At 43.4% G+C, this 11,692-nt stretch carries 14 protein-coding genes and 1 pseudogene; 9 read left to right on the forward strand and 6 right to left on the reverse strand.

Going from position 1 to position 11,692, the window contains the following annotated elements:
- The first annotated feature begins 195 nt into the window (after positions 1–195).
- From HLG76_RS14150 to HLG76_RS14175, 6 genes are all read left to right on the forward strand, one after another.
- A complete protein-coding gene (locus HLG76_RS14150; RefSeq protein WP_175993876.1) occupies positions 196–1,047 on the forward strand; it encodes a hypothetical protein in 852 nt (283 codons plus the stop codon).
- A gap of 81 nt (positions 1,048–1,128) precedes the next feature.
- Positions 1,129–1,836 carry a TIGR02391 family protein gene (locus tag HLG76_RS14155; protein ID WP_175993877.1) on the forward strand — a complete coding sequence of 236 codons (708 nt, stop codon included), beginning with the start codon at positions 1,129–1,131 and terminating at the stop codon, positions 1,834–1,836.
- A gap of 116 nt (positions 1,837–1,952) precedes the next feature.
- Positions 1,953–2,330 (forward strand): hypothetical protein, encoded by a 378-nt coding sequence (locus HLG76_RS14160; RefSeq protein WP_175993878.1) that lies wholly within the window; start codon positions 1,953–1,955, stop codon positions 2,328–2,330.
- Between the two features lie 697 nt (positions 2,331–3,027).
- Positions 3,028–3,459, forward strand: a complete 432-nt coding sequence (locus tag HLG76_RS14165) for a hypothetical protein (protein WP_175993879.1) — start codon at positions 3,028–3,030, stop codon at positions 3,457–3,459.
- A gap of 88 nt (positions 3,460–3,547) precedes the next feature.
- Positions 3,548–4,060, forward strand: a complete 513-nt coding sequence (locus HLG76_RS14170) for a hypothetical protein (protein ID WP_175993880.1) — start codon at positions 3,548–3,550, stop codon at positions 4,058–4,060.
- A gap of 84 nt (positions 4,061–4,144) precedes the next feature.
- Positions 4,145–5,125, forward strand: coding sequence for a hypothetical protein (locus HLG76_RS14175; protein ID WP_175993881.1), 981 nt, complete (start codon positions 4,145–4,147; stop codon positions 5,123–5,125).
- A 201-nt stretch (positions 5,126–5,326) separates the two neighbouring features.
- Here the strand turns inward: HLG76_RS14175 and HLG76_RS14180 are convergent.
- Positions 5,327–5,625 (reverse strand): annotated as a pseudogene (locus HLG76_RS14180) (transposase); the annotation flags it as partial.
- 325 nt (positions 5,626–5,950) lie between these two features.
- Here HLG76_RS14180 and HLG76_RS14185 point away from each other — a divergent pair.
- The 3 genes from HLG76_RS14185 (at position 5,951) to HLG76_RS14195 (ending at position 8,751) form a co-directional block, all read left to right on the forward strand.
- Positions 5,951–6,535, forward strand: coding sequence for a hypothetical protein (locus HLG76_RS14185; protein ID WP_115059636.1), 585 nt, complete (start codon positions 5,951–5,953; stop codon positions 6,533–6,535).
- Positions 6,536–6,713: 178 nt separating this feature from the next.
- The gene (locus HLG76_RS14190) at positions 6,714–8,111 is read left to right on the forward strand and encodes a nucleotidyltransferase domain-containing protein (protein WP_175993882.1); all 1,398 of its coding nucleotides are present in this window, start codon (positions 6,714–6,716) and stop codon (positions 8,109–8,111) included.
- Between the two features lie 106 nt (positions 8,112–8,217).
- Positions 8,218–8,751 (forward strand): hypothetical protein, encoded by a 534-nt coding sequence (locus HLG76_RS14195; RefSeq protein ID WP_175993883.1) that lies wholly within the window; start codon positions 8,218–8,220, stop codon positions 8,749–8,751.
- A 224-nt stretch (positions 8,752–8,975) separates the two neighbouring features.
- On the opposite strand, the gene HLG76_RS14200 is transcribed toward HLG76_RS14195, so the two are convergent.
- The 5 genes from HLG76_RS14200 to HLG76_RS14220 form a co-directional block, all read right to left on the reverse strand.
- Positions 8,976–9,650, reverse strand: coding sequence for an inovirus-type Gp2 protein (locus HLG76_RS14200; protein ID WP_175993884.1), 675 nt, complete (start codon positions 9,648–9,650; stop codon positions 8,976–8,978).
- Between the two features lie 403 nt (positions 9,651–10,053).
- Complete coding sequence (locus tag HLG76_RS14205) at positions 10,054–10,272, reverse strand: hypothetical protein (protein ID WP_175993885.1); 219 nt, start codon at positions 10,270–10,272, stop codon at positions 10,054–10,056.
- Positions 10,272–10,694, reverse strand: a complete 423-nt coding sequence (locus tag HLG76_RS14210) for a hypothetical protein (protein WP_175993886.1) — start codon at positions 10,692–10,694, stop codon at positions 10,272–10,274. Before HLG76_RS14210 ends, HLG76_RS14205 begins: the two co-directional genes overlap by 1 nt.
- Positions 10,691–10,876, reverse strand: coding sequence for an AlpA family transcriptional regulator (locus HLG76_RS14215; RefSeq protein ID WP_175993887.1), 186 nt, complete (start codon positions 10,874–10,876; stop codon positions 10,691–10,693). Before HLG76_RS14215 ends, HLG76_RS14210 begins: the two co-directional genes overlap by 4 nt.
- 117 nt (positions 10,877–10,993) lie before the next feature.
- A complete protein-coding gene (locus HLG76_RS14220; RefSeq protein WP_175993888.1) occupies positions 10,994–11,614 on the reverse strand; it encodes a hypothetical protein in 621 nt (206 codons plus the stop codon).
- Positions 11,615–11,692: the final 78 nt, after the last annotated feature.

The following is an 11,692-nucleotide window of genomic DNA, read 5'->3' on the forward strand; positions in this document are numbered from 1 at the left end:
AGCTAAAGCCTGGGTCTCACTTTACCCAAATACGGGTGAGATTATCCATACAAACTGTTTAAGAGTGATTCGCAACGCGTGGCATTTTTACTATGCGTTGGTTTAAATGATTAAGGTGGTATGCGGCGGCATTGGTATTGCGTTGCTCACACCTTAACAGGGCGTTAGAAATCAAAGAAGATTAAGAGACCGCAGATGGAAATTTTGGAAGTCATTAAGTCAAAAGAAGTAGACATTTATATATCATTTTTCATGACTATATTTGGCCTTGTTTTAGGCCTAATTATCGACTCTATCAGACAAGGAAAAGGTTCTAGATCTAACGAAAACAACGGCACATCTATCTCCGTCACGGTTAATAATATTGTTAAGCCTCAGCAAAGCCATAATAGTTCATCTTCAAACGAAGAAGGCTTGGTGGCTGTAATCGGATTTTTCCTCTTAATAGCTGGAACTATATATCTATTTAACAGGCTGGAAATTCTCAACTCTCTTTACTATTTGACGATCTTTGTCATTTCTCTTTGGTCCGGAGGTATTCTACATAGTTTGTTCAAGGGTAGGTTTGCAGGGTGGCGCTGGTTTGCAAACTTGATTTTTTATGGGGCTTTTTTCGTGGCATCTTTTCATATAGTAAACAAAGCTATCACGCCAAACTACGCCCCCGAAAATTTCAAGTTTAGCCAGGAACTTATCAATAGCTATGGTCTTTTGGGGCTGGGTGATTATTTTTCCATGCTGGATTTTAGGTGGTTTATGTTTCACCTTCTAGGAGTTCTATTGCTCTTCTTTGCCATGATGAGACTAACTTTATCTACTACCTACTTTGCTGTAATGGGTAACTATATAGTCACCGAAGAGGGGCAAGAGCCTTGGCTGGCGAAAAGAACTAGGAAATATGCACATTTTTGGGAGAACATAATACTCATCTCAGTTTTCCTTTTGGCTTCTTACTACCTGATTGCAGGAAATTTCTTTATGTGGTTTGAGTACGAGCTTCCCAAAGACATGGAATCCCTCATTAATAGTGTTTTGCGTGGAGGCTGAGTAATTTCTAACAAACGCGTCAATTAGGACGCTCGCAAGCTCGCGCCTATTACGCGGGCGTTAGACATCTGAAGGAGCACCATGCCAAAAACCCGAGAAAAAGCTTTGACGAAGATGCTAGACGAACTCGCGGAGTTTGAGATTCCATTGAATCCTTACTACGACGACGCAGAGCCTCAAGGCGTAATCGACAACATCCTAACTGGTAAGATCAACAGCCTTCGTGCTTTCTGCCAGCTTCTTGGGTGGGCTGAGCTCGTTGAACACATGAAGGACATGACGCCACTTCAAGGTGATGCCGTCGAGGCATTAGATCTGATCCAAGCCTTTGTTATTCCTGAGGCCAGACGCCGCATTGAGGCATCGAATATTGATAATATTGACAGTCCCACACAGTGGTTTTGGGAGTTCGTGCACCCAAGGATCAGTGCGCTGGCGAGGCCAAGATTTGAGGCTGGTTTTTTTGGCGATGCGGTGGAGGCATCATTCAAGGAAGTGAACGATGCCGTCAAACGCATACTTCATGGGATGGACGGGCGAGAATTGGATGGGGCTGGTTTAATGACAACCGTTTTCTCGCCGCAAAATCCGGTCATCCGCCTGTCTGAGCTTGCCACTGAAAGCGATAGAAATATTCAGCAGGGTTACATGCAGATCTTTGCTGGCTCGATGACTGGCATCCGAAACCCGAAAGCACATGAAAATCTCAACCCTAGCAGCACAAAGTCTCTCCACCTGATAAGTTTGGCGAGCCTGCTAATGAATAAGATCGATGAACGGCAGGAATAGGTTGTGCAAGAGATGTCTAACCAGTGGCAGCACGGTGACCGGTTTTCCACCGCGTTGCGGCTCCAAACCGGCACGTGTACCAAGCGTTATGTGCTTGATTTTATATGAGGTGTTTCTTGAGTGAAGAATATTATGAAAAATACTTAGCGAATCGGATTTATGGTTTTCAACGTGAATATCTTCATAGCTTCTTGTGGGGAGGGCTATGGCTGTTCTCGATAGCTGTATGTTCTGAATTGTATTACTTTCGATATTTTAATGAATCTAGTTATTTAATTGCTTTTGCTCGAGTTTTAGCAATAATATCATTCGTTCAATGGATAAGAATGAATCCTGTATTTTTATTTAATGATATTCCATATCCACATGTAGGTTGCTCAGAAGAATTACAAATAAAATATGCCGCATGTAAAAAGCTAGCATACAGATTTGGTTTAGTTTCTTTCGTATCAGTTTCTTTTGGTGGTTGTTATTTGTACTTTTTTCTCTATTAATAATATTTCATTTTTAAGCCACACATAACAAGGCGTTAAAGAGGGATTCGCAACGCGTAGCATTTTCTTTATGCTTTGATTTTATTAGTTTTTAGTGCAATGCGGTGAGTTGGTAGTCGCGTTGCTCACCCCTTAACGCGGCGTTATGCAGTAGAAGGTAGCTCATGGATCTAAACAGTATCGCATCAGCGGCTACAGCGATTGGTGTTCTTATCGCGGCTTGGCAAATCTGGCAGTCCAGGAAGCTGGCTAGCGCATCTTTTGAGGATTCTTACGATCAGCAGTACCGAGAGTTAATGTACAGAGTTCCTGTCGATGCTCTTCTTGGCAAGAAGCTAAATGGACCCAGTCATAACGAAGCACGTGAAGCAATATATAACTACCTTGACCTTTGTAACGAGCAGGTTTATCAGAGGTCAAAAAGGCGGGTTAGTAAGGCGCGTTGGGTCGAGTGGAGAAGTGGCATAAAGGACAATCTAGAGAAACCGTTGATATCGGGCATATGGTACGAGGTGAAAAGCGAAGTTCCCGGATCTTTTTCATTTTTGGAGCGGCTCGAACAGAGCGAATTCGAATCGGACCCCGTTCGTTGGTAAAACTGCATAACCAGTGCAGGCACGGCGACGCCCTTTACATTGCGCCTTCGGCTCCATTCCAAGGGCGCGCATGCTGCAAGCGTTAGGCAATACGAGGGTACATGGAAAAACTAATATCACTCCACAAGCACTGGCTCAATGCAGATTCTGTAAAAGAAGTCATTGCGACTGAGATCGGGGATGACCATGGCCTTCCGGAGGGCTTGGCGGATTTCGCAGAGCTTCATTCGTCATTTGCAAGGCTATCTGTGCTCTACGGGCTTATCTACGTCGTAATAGAAGGTTACAAGGAGCTTAAATGTACCAATCCAAAAGTGGATGAGCTCCTTTCTCAAGAACACTTTGTAGACGCACTTCGACTTTTTAGAAACTCTACATTTCATTTTCAGAAGGACCCTATACCTGAAAAAGCTATGAAATTCCTAGAGCTTCCTGAAAGTGAAAGTTGGATCAGAGCGTTACACCTAGCTTTTAAAAAGTTCTTTGAGGCAGAGCTGCCGATAAAAGAAATGATGGATAAACTAAATGCCTAACAAAGCCAGCCAGAGGGACCAAAAAACCGCCGCTTCGCTCTGGTTTATTGGCCCCTGCTGGCGGCGTTAGGCATAGGGAGGTGACAGTTTGAGTGCAGTTGAGTGGATTGCCACGCATGTTAGTGGTGGACAGCGCCTGACAGAGGAAACTTTGGCTCTTGTAGCTGACTTCACCCTAATATGGGCACTATTCGAGGGGACTGAAGCTCACGGCGAAGACGTAATTGTAGTTGATGAATTGCAATCAATCGCCGAGAGAGTGTCGCATGATTTTTCAATTCAAAGATTGGATGAGTTCGTGACTTTTTGGTCCGATAGGTACATAGCTGATGGAAGTACCAATCACCGATTTGACCGACTTAATTTGGCACACCGGCCCCACAGGACTTTGGTAGAAAACGTCCTTATTAAAAGCGACGACAGCCTCGTCAACAAAATCTACGCAACCCTGCTTATAACGTATCGTCTTCGGAACAACCTATTTCACGGTGCTAAAGACATTCAGTATTTGGATGGACAAAGGGAGAACTTGAGGTACGCATCTGACCTACTCAAAACTGTGCTTGAAGCAAGTGGACGATATATCTACCACAATGCATAACCAACTGCTGTTGTCGGACAATTTTTACGCCGCGCTTCAAATTTTCCGCAGAGCGTGGCGTTATGCTGATGGAGAACTAAGAGATTGAAGGAAGAATTAATATTGCTGGCATTAGCTGTTGGCCCAGTGCTTCTCGTATCTTTGTTAATAGGAGCTGTTTTAGGTCGTGGTTCGTTCAAGCTGAATCCAGAAAGAGGACTCCTAAAACAGGGGTTGCTTTGGCTGAGCACTCTTCTTCCCATTGCATATTTTTTTGTATTAGGGATTATAGCATGGGATGGATATGAGGTTGATCTTTCTTCTAGTGGTCTCACTAAATTCTTTAGTATTAGCGCAATTCCTCTTGCTTTCCTTTCTCTAGCGTTGCCGCTAACTGTTTTGGTGTCCCGTTTACATTCCACTGAGCAAACAGCACGGCAGATATTAATCACAAATCATAAAAACAATCTAGATGCCTTCTACTCACATAGAAATGAGCTTTTTTCGTACTTTGATAGACTTCAAGAAACAGACTATTTTGGCGCCTTAAAAGGCCATTTCAAAATACACCCAAGGGTTCATAAATCTTTCTTTTTAGGTGATCCTACCTCGGGAGTTCCCGAAGTTAATGCTGAAATATTTAAAAGCGTTGAGAACTCATTGGCTAGTGCTAGGCGGCAAATAGACGTTGTATTAAGAAACAAAGATCCAGACAAGGCTTTTAGCCATTATTTGCTTAACGCTTGTGTAACTATGCATCATCTAAGTAGATGCTTGGGTCTTCCGGAAATCTACAGAGACTTAGCTGATAGAAGCGTTCTTCTCGAAGTTGAAGTCAATGGAAGAAATAAGGAAAAATTTCTGTCAGTTGGTACCACAACTGATGATTTGGTAGCTGCTTATCGATATGCGAATGACTATTTTACCAATCTATGTGATTTTGCTGGCCATTCAAAGAGAAAAACCGAAGAAGAGCATAAGTATATTGACACTGGTGGGAAATTTAGAACTATAAAAATTCCAGGAGTTATTGAGCAACTACATGCAAATGAGATTCGTAAGCTAGCAGATGAGCAAAAAACATAACAAGGTGCTTTTGCCGGAAAAATTTACCGCTGGGCCCCAAATTTCACGGTGTTGCGAGCGTTAACTTTACTAAACATACGGAGTACATATGGAGCAATTAGCTTTAATTCCTCGAGTGGAGGAAGGTGAAATTATCCCTCAGCGATTAGCTGATGGTTATATTAGTGGGACTGCACTTTGTAAGGGCGCTGGCGGATCCCCTCATAATTGACCGAGCCCCATCGAATGCGTTAGCCGTTGATATGCCTGATGACCCACTGATATTGGGTTAGCTTAATCAGATATCGCCGATGGTTTCTCACCTCGCGACCAAGACGAGGTATCGAGAGTACGCGGCGATGCTTAATGGTGTTGGCTTGAAAGTGATAATGCCAACCTGCTTGAGTTGCCACTAAGCCATTCCACCACATTAAAATATCGGCAAGCAGGGCAATGAGTAGCAGGATATTGAGTCGTTTTACACAGCGCGTCCGGTTGTGTCGAAGTACCATATCGTAGGCTGTACACAACCAAGGTTTGCGTCTCAAACGCACGCCCAAGTTTGGTGAGAGTTAAATCAGCGCCGCCGAGTAAAGTTTTAGTAGCAAGAGTAAGAGAAATAAGCCGTTTTTTGTGAATTTCAGGGCACTGCTTTGACAGTGTTTGTAGTAGGATTTGGTCATTACGCATCGTTAGCATCGCTATTAAATCTGTCTGTATCGAGTGTGTTTTTGGCGAAATTCATTAGATCAGAGGGAGCGATGCGTGTCTACCTCATTGTTTCAACTGATATTTATGAGGGGATTCGCTAGATGCGGGCGTTATGCAACATAGTTAGGGTTCAGTATGAAAATTAAAAAGACACCAGTCGGGCAGAATATACTGGACGGATTGGGTGATACGGAAAATAGCTACGAGGTGATACAAGACTTTTTGCCAATAATTGGTGAAATAGTTGTTGCCTTTAATGCGTTAGAGGCAAGTCTCGATAGTATGCTATGCGAGACATTTTCTGATCGATCAGATCAAAAAGGCTTACTTGTCTTACATTCCATGATGTATTCAACGAAAGTTGATCTATTTAAAAAGTTTAATGATGATTTCATTCGTGGCTTTGGGTGGGATATCAAAGAGTACAAGCCCTTGATATCTAGCCTCAAAGAATGTGGAGTACTAAGGAATAAAGTAGTTCATGCCAATTGGGAATACACAGATGAAGACGGATATACTCAAGTTAAGTTCAAAGTCGGAAATGACGGGCTTGAACACGAGCTATGCCAATTTTCTGTTGAATCACTAGATGCAATAGTAGAAAAAATTTACCAAACCAGACATGCCTTGAGTGATTTTGATGAAGAATGTAGTCACAAAATCTCTGAATGGAATCAACAAGTTCATGACCGAAATGAACTTAGAAATCGATCGGAATGATTGCATAACAAGTGCTTAAAGTCGGACTGCCAACCTATGGCATTTTTGGTTCTGTTTGGCTTACGTTATTAGGGTGGTCTGTTTGGGTGCAGTGCATTGGCAGCCGCTTAAGCAGGCGCTATGCGCTTCCATAGTCTGAACAATTTAGGCACAAAGCAAATGTAGGGAAATTGTTGAAATGGCCAGAAAATCTATACCTGTTAACGTCGCGAGGCAGCTTTGGGCAGGTTGTGGAGGGTATTGTCAAAACCCGAGTTGTACCCGCTTCTTATTCGCCACCGTAGGGGACGATAGTGTAAGCCTAGCCAACGTAGCACATATTATTGGTCACGGTGAAAATGGGCCTCGAAGTGACCATGAGCTAGCGGAGTTAATAGATCGAGATGGTCTCGACAACTTAATTATGCTCTGCCTTGAATGTCACAAAATCGTAGATGAGTTGGAAAAGAAATTTAGCGTCGAGGCCATTCGAATTTGGAAATCTGATCATGAGAGGAAAGTTAGGCAGTTCTTCAATATTCCGAGAGTGACAGATGAGCGCGAACTATTGATTGAGGTGAGTGAGCTTCTGGATGAGAACGGAGCGATTTTTCGAGAATACGGTCCATATTCTCAGCGTGTCTTAGAGGGGGACTCTGGTGATGCCTTAATTATTTGGCGAAGGAGGTGCCTTGATACAATTCTTCCAAACAACCGCCGCATCGTTAATTTAATAGAGAAAAACAAAAGAAATTTTCCATATCCTTGGGATGTCTATAGATCGATGCTCAATTATAAGCTTCACGTTGATGCCTTTGAAGATAACTGTCTGCTGGGGCAAAAGGTTAATGATTATAAGCTGTTTCCAGTGGAGTTTGATCATTTTGTGAAGACAAAGTTGGGCGTAGAAATGCCTCCTCTCGAAAGAAGAGGGGAAGAAGAACTTGAATTTCGTCACAGTCAGGTCTCTACGTTCATTAACCGGTTCTTGGCCAATCACGACTTTATAGCTCAAATGGAAGAGCTTAATCGAGCTACAATGTCTATCACACTAAAGGATGGCAGGGAGCTTCGAGTATTCGTAACGAATACATATTATTTTACTGAATACACTCTCGAAAAGGTGATGGCTGTTGACCCACAAGTAGAAGTTATTATTTGTTCGTGCCCAGCAGGGCAATACGCTGAAGATGCCAAACAACTATGTATAGAACATGGGATAGGGCTTTTCATGTTCGGGGAGTTTATGGGAGCGTTACGGAAGACCGGCGAACATTTTTTAAATTATCTGCTTAGGTCCGAACGAGAAGATCGAATAAATTCTTTTAAACGGCCGCTCGAGCGTACAAGTATGCCAAAAGGCCTCCAAGTATATCTCTTCGGTTCTTATCTACGGCGAAAGCTATACGAAGATATTGATGCGGTCATCGTTTACTCGAATTTTCAGGCGAAAGACGCGGTTGAGCGAGTTTCCGTAACTTTAAAATCTGGATTAGGAGAGCAAGCGCCAAAAATGGATTTGACCATTTGCTCTACCGCAGAGTTTTCAGCCCTGAAACTGACGAATGATAATTTAACTAAGGTTTATGCCTCATAAGATAAGAGGTTGATGCGCATAAAAATACGCTGTTGTCGGACAACTTTTCCACCGCTGCGCGGTTCCAAAGTTGCCGCAAAGATTCGCGATAGCGATAGAGGAAAAAATGATTTGGGATTCTTCTGATTGGAAAGAACCTTTACTAGAAAGCGCATCTAGATTGCAGAAACTAAGTAAATCAAACGAGATTAATGAATTTGAATTTGTGCAAATTGAAAAAGATGTTTTTATCGGTTTTTATGCCATTAGAAAGCTAATGGATACATCCAAAATCTCAGACTCAACCAAAAGCTTTGATGTTAGTTTGAAGTGTTTCTCTAACCTGAAGCCTGTAGATTATATGAATTGGCATAGAGTGGACGAGTTGTATGATCTTAGCGGCAAACAGTGTGAAACCAAAACTCTCAGAGCACTGTGCAATTTTATTGTGCATAGCTATGTATTTATGCCAGAAATAAATGATGAAGGGCACTTTGTAAGTTTTTATGTTACGTCAGACAAAGATCGAAATAAAAAGCTTTACTCAGTTTCTATTGAGCAGGTAATAAACATTTTCAAATTGGTTGGTAGTGATTATCCAAGTAATACCAAGATGGTCAGGAACCCTAAAACAGGTGATTGGGACATACAGTCGTGGTGATGTGGTGATAATCGCTATAACAAACGAGTATGTCGTCAATCGTTAAATTTTGGCGAGATTTTTTATCCCACATCACGCTGTCTCTGAGCATCGAATTTAAGATTATGACTATGTTGCGGTGTTCGGCAGCAACAAATGTTGATAGGTGCAAACAGAGCTCACCTTGTCTGCAACTGCGCACTTTTCACCTTCAAAACTGCGCAGTGTTTTGCTCACTTTTTGACTCAAGACCCGCGCCCCGCAAAGGCTAGCGACGCAAAAATGTCATCGGTGTGCGGTTTTTCTTTTTTGTCTACAAGTGCGCAATTTTTCGCTTTTATTTTAACCCTGCTGACACCGTAGCGTTTAGTTTGGCTGGGCCTATAGCGTTTTCCTTTGCCATTGGCTTTGCCACGCACTTTAGCGAGATACGACAGCCAGTAGATGATCTCAGCTTTGGCGTGTGAGTCCCCTCTAGGTAATACTTTAAAACCGCATCCTTGTACATGGCCTCCTTCAAAGGCTGCCCAGTAATCGTCAATGGTGGTTTGAATGGTATGGAAGTGATTCACCTTTGAGCCATCCAAAAAGAGCACGCAATGGTAATGCTGTTGTTTGGCCTTTTCATGTTCTCTTACCCATAGATAGCCAATATTAGGCGTTTTGTAGTATCGCTTTAGGGCTTGTACCACCAGCGAGAGTAAGCGGCTCATTGTTGCGTTATTATCGGTGTACGCCGTTAGGTGCAAATCAAACCGAAAGCAGAACACTCTCGCGTAGTGAGATTCCATCGCTTCCAACTGATCGGCCAAACACCGAAGGATATCAGTGTAGAGCGGCGATAAGCCTGGCCCCGTATTCACCGACCAGCAGCGACCGTCTTTGGTTTTGAAAAATCCCGTGTTAGTGGAGTAGGCCAATTCCTGAGCTCCTTTTCATTACTCCGCCAGCTCCTGTTTCATCATGGTTTTCGGTTTCAACAATACTGCCACGCTATCGAAACTCTGCCGAACCAAAATGTATTGCCCTTACTTCTCTTATCAGTGATATGGATATTGAGTGGAAGATATTAATAAAACCCGACATGCTTCCCCAGGATCGGTAAGTGGCCACTATCAACGTGATTGCAAGGCTGCCAAGTCGCTCTCAGTAACTAAGCGGTTTGAAATAAGCGGAAATACGCCTAAAAAACCTTGAAAACATATCTCACCTCGTCCCATCCCCATTTAATAGGGTTTTTAGCTGATAGCAGGTACTTACTTTTTCTATTGCCAATAAAAATGGCTGCCAACACTGACAGCCATTGGTTTGAATGATTTTCTACTATCGGCGGCGCAGAGGCACATCGCCTCGGCTAGCCTGTAAGTGACGTTTAGCCGTTGTCGCGAGCTCCTGCATTGCCCATATAACCCCCTTACAATGTTGGTTATCAACGACCTCAAAATGAGCAGTACCCAGTACGACAGTTAGGCTCTCTAGCTGACACAAGGCTTTATCCGCCAGCTCAGCGTGATCAACGGGATGCTTGGTTACACTCGTCATTACGCTACCTCACTGAACGCTTGTGGTTCCGACTGAAAAGCGGCTAGCAGCGCATTGCAATCGCGCTTTGATAACGGTTCAGCTCCTCGTTTGGCTCGCCAGTTATTAATCAAACCAACCGCGCTTTTTGCCGTATCGAGATCAGCCAGCCAGTAGCGTTTAAACATGGCCTTGCAACCGGGCAGACTGATAAACGGTGCGGGTTGGCCGATGATTCGCAAACCATGACGTATGCAAAAGATATTCATATCCGTAGGCAATGTGATACTACAAAATATACCGGCTCCACCCAAAAAGCTGGAATAGGTAAGGTCTCGGATATTTACGTCCAGCGAATGTAGGCCAGTTTTGCCACGGCGTAAAAGCTCTAATAGGCACAGTTCCGCCAGCTTGACCTTGCTTAGCGCAGAAAACTTGCTCATTGTCGCCACTCCCCATTAAGCCATGCCTCATAGTCAGCTTCGCGCCAGCCAATGGTGCGTCCGTTGATTTGCCGAGGCGCGGGGAATGATTGCTCTTTGCGCCACCAGCGCCAAATAGTTTTAGGAGAACGCCCAACAAGGGCTGACATTTCTTTAAGAGATACAATGCGTGTAATTGACATCGCTTGCTCCTTGTTAAGTTCAAATGCGAACAGGAGCTAGGCTACCGTGATAATCTCCGATAGATTGGGCGCGCCCGAAAAATTGTTGGGCTACACTCACCGGAGAGTCTCTTTAACTTATTGATTTGTATGTTTTTTGTTTATTTCTTTTTCAACGGCATCAACACATTGGCTAATATCCTTTCTCACTTCACCGGAGAGGGAGCCGATACCTAGACGTGCGCATTCTTGCTCCATCATCTTCACAAGTTCTGACGCATTGACTTTACCCCCGCGAATCAACTTATTCGGCTTAGACTGAGCGATTAACTTAGCCATAACTCCTAGAGCAATACCTCTCGTATCCTGTGACGTTTTGAACTTCGTAAATAACACTTCCGGTTCTCGATTTCGTTCTTTGATCTCTTTATCGATAGCGCTGTCGTTGTAACGATTGGGTAAATCTTCTATGCCGTGTGTTGCTTTGTGTACCTTAAGAATATCCCTGCGCAGCAGATAGAGCCTCCCATTCCATAGGCCTTTATCGACACTAACCTTTACACTTTGTAGGTCATCCCCCCATGACGCTTTAACGTCATCAGATATCAGTTCAATATTCTGATCATCAGGCTGGGAGTGTTTGAATGAATACAATTCCCAAAAATCCATTATTTGAGCGTCTGCTTTAAAGCCTTTAAAATCAGCGCAGCATCTGTCTGCGTTCCAAACTGCGGTTCCATTTTCACTGCGAATATGCATGGGCGCAGGTAGTATCTCTCTATCTATGTAGCGTCAATTATCTTGGCCGGTTTTCCGACAATTATCCTGGCCGGTTGA

The organism is Salinivibrio sp. EAGSL (assembly GCF_013366455.1).
Lineage (GTDB): Bacteria > Pseudomonadota > Gammaproteobacteria > Enterobacterales > Vibrionaceae > Salinivibrio > Salinivibrio costicola.